Here is a 16,798-nt window from a genome sequence, read left to right on the forward strand (position 1 = left end):
AAGGGGGGTTAACCAGCGCCGCGGCGCTCGGCCGGACGATCCCGTTTCCTGAACGAAAGCCGACAATCCGGTTCAGCATCGTATCATGGCTGATCCCGTAGAAACCCTGCAAGCCCAATGATTTGCGGGCCTTGAGGAGGTTTGCCATGAAAAAGATTTCGAAATTGCTCACCGGCGCCGCTGCGGCTGCAGTGATGACGGTTTCCGCGGCCGCCCCGGCCGAAGCGCAATATCGCTACCGCGACCGTGACCGCGGCATCGATGTCGGCGACGTGATCACCGGCGTGGCGATCGTCGGCGGCATCGCCGCCATCGCTTCGGCGATCGGCAATAGCGGCAATCGCTACGACCGCGATTACGGCTACGGTGGCTACGGCTATAACAATTATGGCGGCGGCGAACGCGCTGCCATAAACGCCTGCGGCTACCAGGCCGACCGTTATGGGCGTGGCCGGGTCAGCATCACCGACGTCGACCGCCGGGGCAGCAACAGCTATCGCGTCCGCGGCGTCATCCAGGGCGGCGACTATGCCTACAATCGTGGCTACGACAATCGCTCCAGCCGCGACTATGGCTACGACCGCTACGACCGCGGCAGCCAGCTGAGCTTCAGCTGCACAGCCCGTTCGAACGGCCGGGTCACCGACTTCGACGTCGACCGCCGCTACTAAAGCCGCCCATCGCATCGACAATGAGAAGCGCGCCGGAGCGATCCGGCGCGCGCCTCTTTCGTCAGGCGGCCTCCACAAGCCCCGCAGCGACCGTGAACGCCGCCTCCGGATCAAGACAGTTTGGCAGTCGCCTAACTATCGCTCGTCTTTACAGGCAGCGGCCCTCTGACTATCGCCCCGCCATGACTGTCCAGCCCAGCGATTCCATCCTCATCGTCGATTTCGGAAGCCAGGTGACCCAGCTCATCGCGCGCAGGGTGCGCGAGGCCGGCGTCTATAGCGAGATCATTCCGTTCAGCAGCGCGCTGGAGGGCTTCGAGCGGATCAAGCCCAAGGGCATCATCCTTTCCGGCGGCCCCGCCTCGGTCACCACCGCCGACAGCCCGCGGGCGCCCGCTGAATTGTTCGAGGCCGGCGTGCCGATGCTCGGCATTTGCTACGGCCAGCAGCTGATGACCGAGCAGCTTGGCGGCAAGGTCGTCAACGGCGACCATGCCGAGTTCGGCCGCGCCTTCATCGAGATCAAGGACCAGTGCGCTTTGTTCGACGGCCTGTGGGCGAACGGCGAGAAGCATCAGGTCTGGATGAGCCACGGCGACAAGGTCGAGTCGATCCCGCCGGGCTTCAAGATCGTCGCCCAGTCGGACGGCGCGCCGTTCGCGGCCACCGCGGACGAGGCCCGCCGCTTCTACGGCGTCCAGTTCCACCCCGAGGTCGTCCACACGCCCGACGGCGCCAAGCTCATCTCCAACTTCGTGCGCCACGTCTGCGGCCTGGCCGGCGACTGGACGATGGCTGAGTTCCGCCAGACCAAGATCGAGGAAATCCGCGCTCAGGTTGGCGACGGCAAGGTGATTTGCGGCCTTTCGGGCGGCGTCGATTCCGCGGTCGCAGCGGTGCTGATCCACGAGGCGATCGGCGACCAGCTTACCTGCGTGTTCGTCGATCACGGCCTGATGCGCGCCAACGAGGCCGAGCAGGTCGTCACGCTGTTCCGCCATCACTACAAGATCCCGCTCGTCCACGTCGACGCCGAGGCGCTGTTCCTCGGCGGCCTCAAGGGCGAGACCGATCCCGAGAAGAAGCGTAAGTTCATTGGCAAGACCTTCATCGAAGTGTTCGAGGAGGAAGCGAAGAAGATCGGCGGTGCCGATTTCCTCGCCCAGGGCACGCTCTATCCGGACGTGATCGAAAGCGTCAGCTTCACCGGCGGCCCGTCGGTGACGATCAAGAGCCACCACAATGTCGGCGGCCTGCCCGAGCGGATGAACATGAAGCTGGTCGAGCCGCTGCGCGAGCTCTTCAAGGACGAGGTGCGCGAGCTCGGCCGCGAACTCGGCCTGCCCGAGGCGTTCGTCGGCCGTCACCCGTTCCCGGGGCCTGGCCTCGCCATCCGTATCCCCGGCGAGGTGACCAAGGAGCGCTGCGACATCCTGCGCAAGGCCGACCTCGTCTATCTCGAGGAAATCCGCAACGCTGGCCTGTACGACGCGATCTGGCAGGCCTTCGCGGTGCTGCTGCCGGTGAAGACGGTCGGCGTGATGGGCGACGGTCGCACCTACGATAGCGTCTGCGCGCTGCGCGCGGTCACCTCGACCGACGGCATGACCGCCGACATCTATCCGTTCGACGCCGCCTTCCTCAGCCGCTGCGCGACGCGCATCATCAACGAAGTGAAGGGCATCAACCGCGTCGTCTACGACTACACGTCGAAGCCGCCCGGCACGATCGAGTGGGAGTGAGGGAGGGCGCTGTACTCAGCAACCACGCGCGCGCCCTCCGCTCTACCGATCGCATCAACCCAGAGACGAGCATGGTCCGTACCGTGCGCTCTGTGCACGGTGATCGACTCTCAGGTCGCGAGGACTCGCGCGATGTCGACCTTACCGTGCGTGACTACACACGTGCCCTGAAGCGGACATAGCCCGTCCCTGCTCCGGGATCCCCCGGGGCAGGGCCGGGGCTGGATCAGTTGAACGAGCCGTCGGTGGCGTTGCCCAAGTTGATGTTGCCGCCAACATCGTTGACGATCGCGCCGGTACTCGGGGTGACGCCGTTGCCGTTTGCGGTGATCACCGAGTTTCCAACGCGCATTCTCGTCTTGTTGCCATTCGCCAGGATACCAAAGCTCGAATTGTTGAAGATGGTACTGTTCGTGACCATCATGAACACTGCAGATACGGCTCCGTTCGTGGAGGCGACGTCGATACCCCGGCTGGCGCCGGAGATATCGGAATCATCGACGAACACGGACACGCCCGCCGCACCGGTCGTGGCCGTGGAATCGACACGAAGCGCGATGTTGGCATTCTCCACGAGCCGGACGTTCTGCAGGTTGACCCGCGCCGTCCCGGTTCCGGTCGGGCGTGCGTCGATGCCGCCGCCGACCGCGCCGTTGCCGCTGTTGGTGATCGTCGTGTTGATAACCGTCACGGTCGCACTGTTGGCGGACGGCACAATCGAGATGCCGAAGCCGCTCTTCTGATTCTGGATGAAGACATCCTCGACGACCAGGCGTTTCCCGGAAATGAAGCGGATGCCGTTCAACCCAGGTGTGGTGCCGGCGCCGTTGATCGAGAGGCCGCGCAGGCGGACCTCGGCTTGGCCGGGCGTGGCCGACAGGGAATCATTGATCACGAACCCGTTGATCCCGCCCGAGTTGAGCGTGCTGCCGAACGTACCCGTGCAATCGACAATAATCGACTTGGTGATGGTCAGCGTGCCGTAGCCGCCCGGGTCGAGGCAGTTGATCTCGCCGCCCGCTGCGGTCTTGCTAATCGCCCCGGCGAAGGTCTTGCACGGGGCCGTCCGGCTGCACGGGTTAACATCGTCGCCGACGCCTGAAACCCATGTGCGAGTCGCTTGGGCATAGGCCGGTGAGATGCCCATTCCAGAGGTGGCTACAGCCAAGCCAAACAAGGCATATTTCCCGCTGATCCTGATCATGTCGTTGATCCCCAAAATGGCCGGCGCAAGGCCCTGCGCCAGAGCGTCGCACAGTAAACCTTCAATTGTCATCGTGCACGTGCAAATTGATCCGACTACGGGTGCAATTCGATTCGAGCGTTTTCACTTTGTCGCGTCAATTTCCGGCTTAGGAGAATACGCCTACCCTTAGATATAGAGAATTGGCTGCGCGATGTGTGCCTAGATCCCTGGAATGGCACAAATGAAATGGAATAGGAGGCAGGTCTACTCGCTCCACCGCGGGGGCTATCTATAAAGTTGACCTTGTGTTGGCAGGGCGGCAGGAGCAGGCCATGACGATTACCCTGTACGGCATCCCCAATTGCGACACCGTTAAGAAGGCCCGCACGTGGCTGGACGACGCGGGCGTCGATTACGCCTTCCATGACTACAAGAAAGCGGGGATCGACGAGGCGCGGCTGCGCGGATGGTGCGCGGAGCATGGCTGGGAGACGTTGCTCAACCGCGCCGGCTCGACCTTTCGCAAGCTGCCTGATGCCGACAAGACCGGCCTCGATACCGACAAGGCCGTGGCGCTGATGCTGGCCCAGCCGTCGATGATCAAGCGGCCGGTGCTCGACCTTGGCGACCGGCGCGTGGTGGGATTCAAGCCTGACCTCTACCGCGAGGCGTTCCGCGGCTGATCGCGCGCTTGGCGTCCTGCGCCAAAGGTGACACAAGAAGGCCGGATGGACCGGCTCTACTCCTGCTTCAATTTCCGCCTGCGATCGGAAATCTCGCTCGGCGAACTCCATCCAGCGGAAGCCGAAAATGATGTCCGCCCGATCGTCGAGGTGCGGCTCGGCGCGCTTCCCGAAACGCTGCCCGGGGGACGCCCGGCGCCTTACGGGCTCCAGATCGCAGACGATGCCGTGATGCTGACGGTCGCGAATACCGCCCGCTACCTGATCCGTGGCGGGCATGAGGTCGTCGTCGATCCGATGGAGGTCGGGTCGGAACGCAACTTGCGGCTGTTCCTGCTCGGCTCGGCGCTCGGCATCCTGTGCCACCAGCGCGGCCTGCTTCCGCTGCACGCCAATGCGATCGTCGCCGACGGCGCCGCGGTTGCCTTTGCCGGGCCGTCGGGCGCCGGCAAATCAACGCTCGCCGCCCATTTCGCCCATACCGGTTTCGAGGTTTTGTGCGACGATGTCTGCGTGATCGAGTTCGACGAGGCCGGCCGCCCGCTCGCCTGGCCCGGACTGCCGCGGGTCAAGCTCTGGGGCGATGCGGCGAGCGAGTTCGGCCACGACAGCAGCACGCTCGATCAGGCCATCGAGGGAATGGACAAATATCATGTGCCCTTGCGGGGGGCAATGCAGGCGCGGCCGATCCCGTTCCGCCGCCTTTATGTGCTCTCGCGCGCCGAGGACCGGGCGGGCGAGATCCGGCGGCTCAGCGGCCAGGCCGCGATGGCCGAGGTGATGGCCCAGACCTATCGCGGACTCTATCTTGCGCCGATGCGGCTTGTGGAGCGCCATTTCCGCCAATGCACCGCGCTGCTCGCCCACGCGGAGGTCTATTCGGCGTCGCGCACCTGGGGCTATGACGTGTTCCAGCAGCAGGCCGGAATGCTCGAGCACCATGTGCTGCGCGATTGAGGGCCGCCTCAGGCCGTTCTGACGAGCGAAAGCGAGCGTTCGATCATGAGGCGCGCGACCTCGGCCGCCAGTTCCACTTGCCGGAACGGCTTGGTGAGGCGGGGAAGGTCGGCGCCGGGCCCCTCGGCGATATTCGAGTAGCCGGTGATGATGAGCGTCGGTAGGCCGGGAACGAGCGCGCGCGCTTCCTGGGCGAGGCTGGCGCCGTTCATGCCCGGCATCAGGAAATCCGTGATCAGCACGTCGACCCCGCCCGGGTTCGTGCGGAGCATCGCCAACGCCTCGGCGCCTGATACGGCCTCCAGCACCTCGTAGCCGAAGCCGGCGAGCATCTCGGCCGTGCCGGCGCGGACGAGATTGTCGTCGTCGACGAGCAGCACAGTGCCGCCGCCCTGCGCGATCGGGTGGCGGGTGGCCGGCGCCGCAGCAGCGGCTGCGTCAATCTGGGCGACCGGCAGCCAGATTTCGGCCGTCGTCCCGCGGCCCAGCGCGCTGATCATGCGCAGCGCCCCGCCCGATTGGGCGGCGAGGCCATGGACCATCGAGACGCCAAGACCGGTGCCTTTGCCGACCCCCTTGGTTGAGAAGAACGGCTCGACTGCGCGCCGCAGCGTCTCGTCGTCCATGCCCTCGCCCTCGTCGATCACGCAGATGCAGACGTAGCGCCCGGCGGCGAGGTCCTCCTCGTCCTTCGGCAGGGTTTCCGAGCGCGCTGAGATGGTGATGCGTCCGCCCTCCGGCATGGCGTCGCGGCCGTTGATCGCCAGGTTGAGGATCGCAAGCTCGAGCTGGTTGGGATCCGCATGGGCAGGCGGTAAATCGGCTGGCGCTTCGAAGGTGACATTGACCAGCCCGCCGATGGAGCGTGTCACCAGTTCCTCCATCCCCTCGATCAGGGCGGCGACATCGACGGGCCGCGGCTGCAGGTCCTGGCGCCGCGCGAAAGCGAGCAGGCGCTGAACGAGGGTGGAGGCGCGGCTGGCGGCCTGGAGGGCGATCGAGATGGTGCGTTGCGCCCGTTCGTCGCCCTCGAGCCGCTGGCGCAGCATATCGAGCCCGCCCATGATCGGGGTCAGCAGATTGTTAAAATCGTGCGCGACGCCGCCGGTCAGCTGGCCGATCGCGTCCATCTTCTGCACCTGGCGCAGCTGGCTTTCGGCCTGCTGCCGCTCGGTCGATTCCGTGGCGACCCGGCTTTCGAGGGTCGAGTTGAGCCGCAACAGGGCGGTCTCCGCGGTACGCTGGGCGGTGATGTCGGTATGAACGCCCACCCATTGCAGGATTTCGCCCGACTCGGCGAAAATGGGGACTGCGCGAACCGCATAGTTGCGCCACTCGCCGTCGGCGCGGCGCAGGCGGTGCTCGAAGACGAAGATCCGCCGCTCGCTGACGGCCCGCTCCCATGCCCGCACGCTCGCTTCGGCGTCGTCGGGGTGAACGCAGCGCGCCCAGCCGAGGCCGCGATATTCCTCGTAGGTCTGGCCGGTGAGGGCCGACCAGCCCGGTTGAGGGCCTTCCATGCGGCCCTCGGCGTCGTTGGTCCAGAGCACGCCCTGGACGGCGTCGATCGCGGCGCGGAAGCGGTCGTTGCTCGCTTTGAGTTCGGTCTCGGTGCGGCGGCGCACCTCGAGCTCTCGCTCGGCGGCGCGAAACAGATTGGCGTTGTCGAGCGCGATCGCGGCCTGGCCGGCGAGGCCCGCCATCAGCCGCTCGTGCCGCTCGGTGAAGCGCCCAGGCGCGGAATGGCCGAAGAAGAGCCCGCCCAGCACCTTGCCGAAGCGCGACATGACCGGCACGGCGAGATAGCTCCGCACCGGCAAATGGCCTTCCGGCATGCCATGGTACGGAGGGTTCTTGCCGAAGCGTGGGTCGGCAGGGATGTCGTCCGAGCGGACGATGCCCTCGCCGTCGAAGGTCGGCTTGAAGATCGCCGTCGCGCGCGGCATCGGGAACTTGTCGAAATGCGAGCGGTCCACGCCGGACAAAGCGTAGAGCATGTAGCTCTCGCCGCGCTCGTCCACCACATTGTGGAAGAAGGCGCCGAAGTCGGCCCCGGTCAATTGGGTGCCGGCGTCGGTGACGCGCTGCACGGCTTCGTTGCGGTCGAGAATGCTGCCAAGCTCGGCTCCCGTCCGGTTCAGCGTCTCGAGTGTGTGGCTCTCTTCGGCGAGCCGGGCCGCAGCGAGGCGGGCCTGGCTCTCGCTCTCCAGCATGGCTTCGAGCCGGGAGCGCGCCTCATATTGGCGCCGCCGGCCGCGCAATGCCGATTGGGCCAGACTCACGAAGGTGGTCGGGTGGAACGGGCGCTCGAGGAAGGTGACGTTGCCGAGAACGTCCAGGAACCGCCGCGCGCTCGGATTGCGTTCGAGGCCGCCGCCGCGCGCGGTGAGCAGCACGAACGGAAAGTCCGACCATTCCGGCTGCGCCTCGATCCAGCCCGACAGCGGCGCGAGGTCGGCCGCCCCGAGCGCCTCCTCGGTGATCACGGCCAGCCCGGCTCCGCGCGCGAGCTGTTCGCACAAGGAAGGAAGGTCGGGGGCGATCAGCGCGTCGAGCCCGGCTTCTTTCAGCATTTCGGACGCGACCTGGGCATCGCGACCGTGCGGCGCGAAGATAAGGGCGCGTTCGGAGGCGCTTACATTCATGAACCCGGATCGTTCAACAACGGCTGTCCCTGGCCATGATAGGTCGGCACGCCGCGGAGAACGCCCTGGAACTCCTGCAGCGGCTCACCCAACGTTATGCCGCGGGAATCGATCCGATATTCGCGGATCATGTCCTCGTGCGCGCTGGTGCGCTTCTTGATGACGGAGATGGCGCGGCGCACGCGGCCCATCGCTTCGAAATAGCGCAGCAGCACCACCGTGTCGGCGAGATAGGTGACGTCGACCGGAGACTTCATGTCGCCCACAAGGCCATGCTGCGCCACCGTGAGCATGGTCGTGACGCCCTGCCGATTCATATATTGCAGCAGCTCGTGCATGTGCAGCACCAGCGCCTTCTCTTCGGGCATGGCCGCCTGATAGCCGTTGAGGCTGTCGACGACCACGGTGCGGACGCCATGGCGCTCCACGCAGGCCCGCACCTTCATCGTGAATTCGCCCGGCGACAGTTCGGCGGCATCGATCTGCTCGATGACCAGCGAGCCATCATCGACCATCGACTGCAGGTCGACGCCCACGCCCTTGGCGCGGGTGAAGAGCAGGCCCAGTTCCTCGTCGAATATGAAGGCCGCGGCGCGCTCGCCGCGCTGCACGGCGGCCGCGGCAACCATCAGGCAGAGCAAGGACTTGCCGGTCCCGGCCGGACCGATGACGAGCGTGCTCGACCCGCGCTCCAGGCCGCCGCCGAGCAGGGCGTCGAGCGCGCCGGATCCGGTCGTCATCACGCTCCGGTCGAACTCCGTCTTGTGCTCGGCCGCGACGAGGCGCGGGAAAACCTCGATGCCGCCGGTATGGATTGCGAAGTCGTGGAAGCCGCCGCGATATTTCTGGCCGCGATATTTCACGACCCGCAGGCGCCGCCGCTCCGGCCCGTAACTGGGCGACAATTCCTCCAGTCGCATGACCGCATGCGCAACCGAGTGGACGCTCTTGTCCTCCGTTCCGGCGGTGAGGTCGTCGAGAAGCAGTACCGTTGCGCCGTTCTTCGCGAAATAATGTTTCAGCGACAGGATCTGGCGGCGGTAGCGCAGCGAGTTCTGCGCGAGCAGCCGGATTTCGGAGAGGCTGTCCAGCACGACGCGGCTTGGCTTCACCCTTTCGATGGCTTCGAAGATGCGCCGGGTGGTCTCGCCCAGTTCCAGATCCGACGAGTAGAGCAGGCTCTGCTGCTGCGCCTCGTCCAGCAGGCTTTCGGGCGGGACCAATTCGAAGATCGTGATCGGGTCCGCGATTTCCCATCCGTGCGAGGCCGCGCTTTCCCGGAGCTCCTCTTCGGTCTCCGAGAGCGTGATATAGAGGCCGCGCTCTCCCTGGGACGCACCTTCGCGCAGGAACTGGGTCGCTATCGTCGTCTTGCCGGTGCCGGGGCTTCCCTCCAGCAGGTAGACGCGGCTCCGGTTGAAGCCGCCGGCCAGCACCTCGTCGAAGCCGCGGACACCCGTCGCTGCCTTGCTGTTCGCTTCGCCCACACATCTCTCCTGCCAGGGAATTCAGTGCCTGGGCGGCACTGGAGCGTGAGCGATAGCTTAGCGGGTGGCTCCGGGGGAAGGGGGTAACGATATGAGCGGCTTACGCGCCGCTGCGGTCCTCCAGCAGGTCCGCGGCCTTGTCGAGACACGCGAGAAGGAGCTCCTCCTCGAACGGCTTTTCGAGGAAATCGATCGCGCCCAGCCGCATCGCCTGGGCCGCCAGCGAAATCTCGCCATGGCCGGTCATCATCACCACCGGCCACTTGCATTCGCGGCGTGCCAGCTCGGTCAGCAATTGCATCCCGTCCATCACCGGCATGCGGATGTCGACCAGGGTGCAGCCCGGCTCGAGCGTGTCGAGCGCATCGAGATATTCCTGTGCACCGGAGAAGGTGCGGCAGGTCCGCCCCGCCGTCGCGAGCATGAAGCTCAGCGAGGCCCGAACGTCGCGATCGTCGTCGACGATGTAGATATTGAAAGCCCCGTTGCCCACGTCGTCCCCGCTTTCCCCAAGGCGAGTGGTAACCATAACCCCTGTACCGTCAAGCAGCCCCCCAGCCCTCCTGTAAAACTACGGTACCACCCGAACGGACGCTGTCGGTGCCCCGATTGCCAAATAAATCGCCCTTGGCGGCGCCTTTGATATTTCCCAAATGTTGGCGAAACTTCCCATTTCGTGAGCGGTGCAGTGACGAGACGGAGACCGTCTTACCGGGCGAACTGCGCGGATTTCCGCGCTTTCGGGCATCTGGCACGGCTCTTGTAATCCTTGTTGGCATACCGCCGCACCAGTCGGCGGACAGGTTCAAATCAAGGTTCAGGGAGCTGCAAAATGTTCAATATCGACAAGAGCACCATCCTCTCCGCGATCGGCGCGATCATCCTTTCCGCCACCGCGGTTACCGCTGCCGTCGGTCCGGCGCGCGCGATCGAGACCGCCCCGATCCAGCTGGCTCAGGCCTCCGTCCAGGACGATGCCCGTGGCTGAAGTCCTCCAGGTTCGCCGGGGCGACCTTTCCCCCTTGAGGCCGCCCCGGCCGGTGCCGCGGCCACTGCCGCGCCACCTGGGCCTCGGCGCCCGGCCTCGCCGTTCCACCATGGAGTTTCCGCTGATGAGCATCTTCAACCGCACCCGCGACATCGTCGCCGCCAATTTCTCCGACCTTCTCGACAAGGCCGAAGACCCCGCGAAGATGATCCGGTTGATCATCATGGAGATGGAGGAGACGCTGGTCGACGTCCGCGCCTCTGCCGCCCGCTCGATCGCGGACCAGAAGGAGATGCGCACCCAGATCGCCCGGCTCCAGCGGCTTCAGCAGAGCTGGGGCGAGAAGGCCGAGCTGGCGCTGAGCAAGGACCGCGAGGATCTCGCCCGCGGCGCCCTGATCGAAAAGCAGAAGGCCGCCGACCTAGCCGACCATCTCGCAGCCGAGATCGACATTCACGAGGACGGCCTGCGGGCTTCCGAGGACGACATCCAGCGGCTGCAGGCCAAGCTCAGCGAAGCCCGCGCCCGCCAGAACGCGATCGTCACCCGGCTGGAGAGCGCCCACAACCGCGCCCGGATGCGCGAAATGTATGCCGGCGCCAAGGTCGAGGACGCCTTCGCCCGCTTCGAGCAGCTCGAGCGCCGCGCCGACCTGGTCGAGGGCCATGCCGACGCGCTGAGCCTCGGCGCGCCCAAGACGCTGGAAGAAGAGATCACCGAGCTGCGGACCGCCGAAAAGGTGGACGCCGAACTCGATGCCATGAAGGCCGCCCGGTCGGCGGCGCACTGAGATCATTGGGTCAGGGAGACTAGCAATGAAAAAGCCATTCCATCTCGACAAGCGCAACGGCAAGTTCATGGGCGTCTGCGCAGGCATTGCCAACTATACCGGGATCGACGCGACGATCGTCCGCATCTTCATGGTCGTGGTGACCCTGCTGGGCGCCTTCCCGTGGACTTTGATCGCCTATGGCGTCGCCGCCTGGCTAGCGAAGCCGATGCCCTACGGCGCTTATGCCGCCGAGGACATAAAGGCGTTGCGCGGCACGTCCACCGCCGAAATGCGCGACAGCATGCGCGACATCGACCGCCGCATGGCCGAGGTCGAGACCTATGTGACCAGCTCGAACACCCGGCTGGCCCGCGAAATCGAAGAGCTGCGCTAAGCGGCCGGAGATCAGGGAGGAAAACATGACCGAACCGATGACCATGATCGCAATGGCGAGCTTCGGCCTGGTGGCGTTGGCCCTGGCCGTCTTCGCCGGGCTCCGCGGCTGGCAGGGCTGGCTCGATCTCAAGCGTTTCGAGCTGACCGGCAACCGCCAGCTCGAAGGCCGGTCGCCCGCCGGCGAGCGGATCGAGATGGCCGACCTCAAGGAGCGGATCCGCAAGCTCGAATCGATCGCTTCCTGCGTCGACCTGTGAAAGCCGGGGAGGGGGCTTAGCTCCCTCCCAGCTTCGCGCGGGTCGTGACGCGTTGCGGCCCGCTGATATGCCAGATATCGCCGAAATCGGCGTGCACCAGCGGGCCCGGACGGGTCCCGCCAAGGCCGGCCACGATGTCCGGCACCGTATTGGAATGGCCGACGATCAGCACCGGGTTCGGCTCCTTCATCACATCGGCGATCAGGGCCGGCGTGTCGCGCGGATCATAGACGATCGGCGTGATGCCGAGCTTCGCCGCGAGCGGCGCCGCTGTCTGCTGGGCGCGCTTGGTGTTGCTGACGAAGATCGTGACCGGCGGCTCGCCCGTGAACCAGTCGGCCAGCAGCCGGGCGTTGCGTTGCCCTTCCTCCGTAAGATCGGGGTCGGAGACCCCCTCGGGCGTGTTGAGGTGGCGCACGACGTAGAAATCCGGTCCCGGCGGGGTCGGCACGTGCATCATGCAGCCGGCCAGAATCAGTAAGAGAGCGGCGACGGCGAAACGGGCGAGGGGCATGGGCGGCTCCATTTGGGCGGGCACGGCCCAGCGTCGCGGAAATCCGCGGCTCCCGCAAGCCGGACTCACAGGACGTGCATCCCCCGAAAAATCTGCTAGAGGCTGCGGCATAGAGGTCGGGCTTAGGCCGGACCGCGCGTGCAACGAAAAAAGTCAGCGCGCCCGCGGGTTGGCGGTGCCGCGACGAGAGGACCGGGTTGTAAGAATGACCAGCGACAACGGGCGCCCCAATCGGCCGGCGCTCTCACTCCACGTCCCGGAGCCGGACGCCCGGCCCGGCGACGAAGTCGATTTCAGCCATATCGAGATCCCCGCCGCCGGCAGCGTCGCGCGGCCCGATGTCGCCGTCGAGGCCGCCGCCATCCGCGACCTCCCCTACACCTTGATCCGAGTACTGGACGAAGCCGGCAAGGCGGTCGGTCCCTGGGATCCGAGGCTCGATCCGGACAAGCTGCGCCGCATGCTGCGCGACATGATGATGGTCCGCGTGTTCGACGACCGCATGTATCGCGCCCAGCGCCAGGGCAAGACCAGCTTCTACATGAAGTCGACCGGCGAGGAGGCGGTCGCCGTGGCGGCCGCGCACGCGCTCGACCGCGACGACATGTGCTTCCCCACCTATCGCCAGCAGGGCCTGCTCGTTTCGCGCGACTATCCGCTCGTCGACATGATGTGCCAGATCTATTCGAACCGCGGCGACAAGCTGAAGGGGCGCCAGCTTCCGATCATGTATTCGGACCGCGCCCACGGCTTCTTCTCGATCTCGGGCAATCTCGGCACGCAATATCCGCAGGCCGTCGGCTGGGCGATGGGCTCGGCGATCAAGGGCGACAGCCGCATCGCGGCCGGCTGGATCGGCGACGGTGCCACCGCCGAGGGCGACTTCCACAATGCGGTCACCTTCGCCGGGGTCTATCGCGCGCCGGTCATCCTCAACATCGTCAACAACCAGTGGGCGATCTCGACCTTCTCCGGCATTGCCGGCGGCAATCTGACGACCTTTGCCGCGCGCGCCGTGGGCTACGGCATTCCGGGTCTGCGCGTCGACGGCAACGATCCGCTCGCCGTCTATGCCGCGACTGCCTGGGCTGCCGACCGCGCCCGCTCGAACCTGGGGCCGACCCTGATCGAGTTGTTCACCTACCGCGTCGAGGGCCATTCGACGAGCGACGATCCGTCCGCCTATCGCCCGCAGGACGCCGGCAAGGCCTGGCCGCTCGGCGATCCGATCGAGCGCCTAAAGCAGCATCTCGTCGGCCTCGGCGAATGGGACGAGGAGCGTCACAGCGCGCTGCTCGACGAGCTCGGCAGCGAGGTCCGCGCCGCGCAGAAGGAGGCCGAGAAGCTCGGCACCCTCCAGAATGAACCGTGGAGCGACATCTCGTCGATGTTCGAGGAAGTGTACGAGGACATGCCCTGGCACCTGCGCGAGCAGCGCGACCAGGCCCTCGCCGAGAAGGAGGCGAAGGGCGCATGAGCAAGATGAACATGATCGAGGCGATCAACAGCGCCCACGACGTGATGATGGAGCGCGACCCCAACACTGTCGTGCTCGGTGAGGATGTCGGCTATTTCGGGGGCGTCTTCCGCGCCACCGCCGGCCTGCAGAAGAAATATGGCAGCAGCCGCGTGTTCGACACGCCGATCGCCGAGGGCGGCATCATGGGCGTCGCGATCGGCATGGCCGCTTATGGCATGCGGCCGATCGCCGAGATCCAGTTCGCCGATTACATCTATCCGGGCTTCGACCAGATCGTCTCGGAAGCGGCGCGCATGCGCTTCCGTACCGCCGGCGAATGGCCGATCGCGCTGACGATCCGCTCGCCTTATGGCGGCGGCATCTTCGGCGGCCAGACCCACAGCCAGTCGCCCGAGGCCTTGTTCGCGCACGTCGCCGGCCTCAAGGTCGTGATCCCGTCCAACCCGTACGACGCCAAGGGCCTGCTGATCGCGTCGATCGAGGATAACGACCCGGTCGTCTTCTTCGAGCCCAAGCGCATCTATAACGGCCCGTTCGACGGCTTTTACGAGCGGCCGGTGACGCCGTGGGCGAAGCACCCGTCGTCGGAAGTGCCCGAAGGCTATTATACGGTTCCGCTCGGCAAGGCCGCGATCGCGCGGCCGGGCAGCGAGGTCACCATCCTCGCTTACGGCACGATGGTTCATGTCGCGATCGCCACTGCGGAAGCGGCCGGGATCGACGCCGAAGTGGTCGATTTGCGCACCATAGTTCCGGTCGACATCGAGACGATCGAGGAATCGGTGAAGAAGACCGGCCGTTGCGTGATCGTCCACGAGGCGACCCGCACCGGCGGCTTCGGCGCGGAGCTTTCGGCGCTCGTGCAGGAGCGCTGCTTCTATCATCTCGAGGCGCCGGTGCAGCGCGTGACGGGCTGGGATACGCCCTATCCGCACTCGCTCGAATGGGCCTATTTCCCGGGCCCGGTCCGTCTGGGCCTCGCTCTCAAGAACGCAATGGAGGTCTGATCGTGGCGCTCTACCAATTCAAGCTGCCCGACATTGGCGAAGGGATTGCCGAGGCCGAGATCGTCGCCTGGCACGTGAAGGTCGGCGACCTGGTCCAGGAAGACCAACAGCTAGCCGACATGATGACGGACAAAGCGACCGTGGAGATGGAGTCGCCGGTCGCCGGCCGCGTCGTCCGTGTCGCGGGCGAAGTGGGCGACCAGATCGCGATCGGATCGGTGCTGGTTGAGTTCGAGATCGAAGGCGAGAGCGCTGCCGAAGCCGAGACTGGGGACGAAGCTCCGCTCGCCGACGGCATGGTCGACACGACCGAGGGCATCGAGGCCGCTATTCCGAGCACGGAAACGCAATATCGGGTGCCGGGCAGCGATCGCCGCGACCCCGACGCCGAGCGCCGCGACCTCGAACGGTTCGAGCCCAATCGCCGCGAGACCGAGCGGCGCAGCGAAGAGCCTTTCGCTCCCGCCGAAGCTGCGCCGGCACCACAAGCTGCTGCTCAGCCGGCCGCCACGGGCGCACAGGTGCTGGCATCGCCGGCGGTGCGCCAGCGCGCCCGCGATCTCGGCGTCGATCTTTCCCAGGTCAAGACGACCGGCGACCGCGTCCGTCACGCCGATCTCGACGCCTATCTGCTTTACCGCGGCGGCGCCGCGCCGCGCACCGCTTCGCCGCGCCGGCAGGACGAGCAGATCAAGGTGGTCGGCCTGCGCCGCAAGATCGCCGAGAACATGCAGGCGGCCAAGCGCCATATCCCGCATTTCACCTATGTCGACGAGGTCGACGTCACCGCGCTCGAGCAGACGCGGGCGATGATGAACGCCGATCGCGGCGGCAATGCGAAGCTGACTTTGCTGCCATTCCTGATCACCGGCATGGCGCGCACGCTGCCGGATTTCCCGATGCTCAACGCGCGCTACGATGACGAGGCAAACGTCATCCACCGCTCGGGTGCGGTCCACATGGGCATGGCGACGCAGACGGACCAGGGCCTGTCGGTGGCGGTGATCCGCGACGCGCAGGACCGCGACGTCTGGGGCCTCGCCGCCGAGATCGCGCGCCTCGCCGACGCCACCCGCGCCGGCAAGGCCACGCGCGAGGAACTGTCCGGCTCGACCATCACCATCTCGAGCCTGGGGCCGATGGGCGGCGTCGTCTCGACCCCGGTCATCAACCGGCCGGAGGTCGCGATCATCGCGGTCAACAAGGTCGAGGAGAAGGTGGTCGTGATCGACGGCGAGATCGAGATCCGCAAACGCATGAACCTGTCGCTCTCCTGCGACCATCGCGTCGTCGACGGCTGGGACGCGGCAAGCTTCATCCAGACGCTAAAGAAGCTGCTCGAAAATCCGCTGAAATTGCTCTCGTTGCGCTGAGCGGCGGAGCGGCTACTTCTTCTCCGGCGGCACCGGACGCAGTACCGCGTCGGAGAAGGAGTCGCCATCGCCGCCGCGGCGCGAGGGGACGGGAGCCGGCGGTGCCGTATCGACGGCCGGAGGCGGAGGCGCCGGCACGTCGGCCGGTTCCTCGGGGGGCAGCAGCAGCCGCTCGTCCGGCGGCAGCGGCGTGTCGGCCGGTCCGACCGGAGTGGCCAGCAGACTCGCCTCCTCGGGCGACGCGCACCAGCGCAGATAGAGCGTCAGGAACTTGTCCTTCGGGTCGTCGAAGCGCAGGTCCTGGGTCTTGCTCACTGTGGCGGCACCGGCGGGGGTGACTAGAAACGGCAGCACGCCCGACCGCCCCCCACCGCGCACGTTCGAATCGACCCCGCCGCAGATCGCGCCGTCGGTGCCTCTCCACAGGCCGATATATTGCGCGCTGCCCGGATCGTGGAGCAAGGGAGCGAGGGCCGCCGCTGCCCGCGCCTGGAGGAGGTCCCGCTCCGCGATCGCGTCGGGCAGGGCCTCGGTCGCAGCGGCGGCATTCGTGTCCGCGTCGTTTGTCGCCGGCTCCGGGTTGGCGCTGCAGGCCGAAAGCAGCAACAAGGCTAGCAATCTTTTCATGCGGCGACCTTAC

The 16,798-nt window shown here is 66.2% G+C and carries 17 protein-coding genes; 11 read left to right on the forward strand and 6 right to left on the reverse strand.

Annotated elements, in window-relative coordinates; translation table 11 throughout:
- Positions 1 to 146: 146 nt before the first annotated feature.
- Positions 147 to 671, forward strand: a complete 525-nt coding sequence (locus SH591_RS14375) for a hypothetical protein (protein WP_322832911.1) — start codon at positions 147 to 149, stop codon at positions 669 to 671.
- Positions 672 to 853: 182 nt separating this feature from the next.
- A complete protein-coding gene (guaA, locus tag SH591_RS14380) occupies positions 854 to 2,413 on the forward strand; it encodes a glutamine-hydrolyzing GMP synthase (protein WP_324749689.1) in 1,560 nt (519 codons plus the stop codon).
- A gap of 226 nt (positions 2,414 to 2,639) precedes the next feature.
- Here the strand turns inward: guaA and SH591_RS14385 are convergent, their stop codons facing one another.
- A complete protein-coding gene (locus SH591_RS14385; RefSeq protein ID WP_324749690.1) occupies positions 2,640 to 3,689 on the reverse strand; it encodes a right-handed parallel beta-helix repeat-containing protein in 1,050 nt (349 codons plus the stop codon).
- 242 nt (positions 3,690 to 3,931) lie between these two features.
- Here SH591_RS14385 and SH591_RS14390 point away from each other — a divergent pair, with 242 nt between their 5' ends.
- Both SH591_RS14390 and SH591_RS14395 read left to right on the forward strand, forming a co-directional pair.
- On the forward strand, positions 3,932 to 4,282 hold the full coding sequence (locus tag SH591_RS14390; RefSeq protein WP_324749691.1) for an ArsC family reductase: 351 nt from the start codon (positions 3,932 to 3,934) through the stop codon (positions 4,280 to 4,282).
- A gap of 45 nt (positions 4,283 to 4,327) precedes the next feature.
- Positions 4,328 to 5,239: a hypothetical protein gene (locus SH591_RS14395; protein ID WP_324749692.1), complete on the forward strand. Its 912-nt coding sequence runs from the start codon at positions 4,328 to 4,330 to the stop codon at positions 5,237 to 5,239.
- Positions 5,240 to 5,247: 8 nt separating this feature from the next.
- Here SH591_RS14395 and SH591_RS14400 read toward each other — a convergent pair whose 3' ends face one another.
- The 3 genes from SH591_RS14400 to SH591_RS14410 form a co-directional block, all read right to left on the reverse strand.
- Entirely contained in the window at positions 5,248 to 7,884 is a 2,637-nt protein-coding gene (locus SH591_RS14400) for a GAF domain-containing hybrid sensor histidine kinase/response regulator (RefSeq protein WP_324749693.1), read from the reverse strand.
- A complete protein-coding gene (locus tag SH591_RS14405) occupies positions 7,881 to 9,371 on the reverse strand; it encodes an ATPase domain-containing protein (RefSeq protein WP_324749694.1) in 1,491 nt (496 codons plus the stop codon). The genes SH591_RS14400 and SH591_RS14405 overlap by 4 nt, the downstream gene beginning before the upstream one ends.
- A gap of 100 nt (positions 9,372 to 9,471) precedes the next feature.
- Entirely contained in the window at positions 9,472 to 9,864 is a 393-nt protein-coding gene (locus SH591_RS14410) for a response regulator transcription factor (protein WP_324749695.1), read from the reverse strand.
- A gap of 339 nt (positions 9,865 to 10,203) precedes the next feature.
- Here SH591_RS14410 and SH591_RS14415 point away from each other — a divergent pair, with 339 nt between their 5' ends.
- The 4 genes from SH591_RS14415 to SH591_RS14430 all read left to right on the forward strand — a co-directional run bounded on the left by SH591_RS14415 (position 10,204) and on the right by SH591_RS14430 (position 11,784).
- Positions 10,204 to 10,359, forward strand: a complete 156-nt coding sequence (locus SH591_RS14415) for a hypothetical protein (protein ID WP_322832922.1) — start codon at positions 10,204 to 10,206, stop codon at positions 10,357 to 10,359.
- A 124-nt stretch (positions 10,360 to 10,483) separates the two neighbouring features.
- Positions 10,484 to 11,149, forward strand: a complete 666-nt coding sequence (pspA, locus tag SH591_RS14420; RefSeq protein ID WP_322832923.1) for a phage shock protein PspA — start codon at positions 10,484 to 10,486, stop codon at positions 11,147 to 11,149.
- 25 nt (positions 11,150 to 11,174) lie between these two features.
- Entirely contained in the window at positions 11,175 to 11,525 is a 351-nt protein-coding gene (locus SH591_RS14425; protein WP_322832924.1) for a PspC domain-containing protein, read from the forward strand.
- 25 nt (positions 11,526 to 11,550) lie between these two features.
- A complete protein-coding gene (locus tag SH591_RS14430) occupies positions 11,551 to 11,784 on the forward strand; it encodes a hypothetical protein (RefSeq protein ID WP_322832925.1) in 234 nt (77 codons plus the stop codon).
- Between the two features lie 16 nt (positions 11,785 to 11,800).
- Here SH591_RS14430 and SH591_RS14435 read toward each other — a convergent pair whose 3' ends face one another.
- Positions 11,801 to 12,298, reverse strand: coding sequence for a SixA phosphatase family protein (locus SH591_RS14435; protein ID WP_322832926.1), 498 nt, complete (start codon positions 12,296 to 12,298; stop codon positions 11,801 to 11,803).
- Between the two features lie 205 nt (positions 12,299 to 12,503).
- Between SH591_RS14435 and SH591_RS14440 the strand changes: the two genes are divergently transcribed.
- Genes SH591_RS14440 through SH591_RS14450 form a run of 3 tightly spaced genes read left to right on the forward strand, consistent with a single transcriptional unit; the run spans position 12,504 to position 16,158 of the window.
- The gene (locus SH591_RS14440) at positions 12,504 to 13,775 is read left to right on the forward strand and encodes a 3-methyl-2-oxobutanoate dehydrogenase (2-methylpropanoyl-transferring) subunit alpha (RefSeq protein WP_324749696.1); all 1,272 of its coding nucleotides are present in this window, start codon (positions 12,504 to 12,506) and stop codon (positions 13,773 to 13,775) included.
- Between the two features lie 5 nt (positions 13,776 to 13,780).
- Entirely contained in the window at positions 13,781 to 14,785 is a 1,005-nt protein-coding gene (locus SH591_RS14445; RefSeq protein WP_322833034.1) for an alpha-ketoacid dehydrogenase subunit beta, read from the forward strand.
- A gap of 2 nt (positions 14,786 to 14,787) precedes the next feature.
- Positions 14,788 to 16,158 carry a dihydrolipoamide acetyltransferase family protein gene (locus tag SH591_RS14450; protein ID WP_324749697.1) on the forward strand — a complete coding sequence of 457 codons (1,371 nt, stop codon included), beginning with the start codon at positions 14,788 to 14,790 and terminating at the stop codon, positions 16,156 to 16,158.
- A gap of 12 nt (positions 16,159 to 16,170) precedes the next feature.
- On the opposite strand, the gene SH591_RS14455 is transcribed toward SH591_RS14450, so the two are convergent.
- The gene (locus SH591_RS14455; protein WP_324749698.1) at positions 16,171 to 16,785 is read right to left on the reverse strand and encodes a hypothetical protein; all 615 of its coding nucleotides are present in this window, start codon (positions 16,783 to 16,785) and stop codon (positions 16,171 to 16,173) included.
- Between the last annotated feature and the right edge of the window lie 13 nt (positions 16,786 to 16,798).

It is taken from the genome of Sphingomonas sp. LY54 (genome assembly GCF_035594035.1).
Lineage (GTDB): Bacteria > Pseudomonadota > Alphaproteobacteria > Sphingomonadales > Sphingomonadaceae > Allosphingosinicella.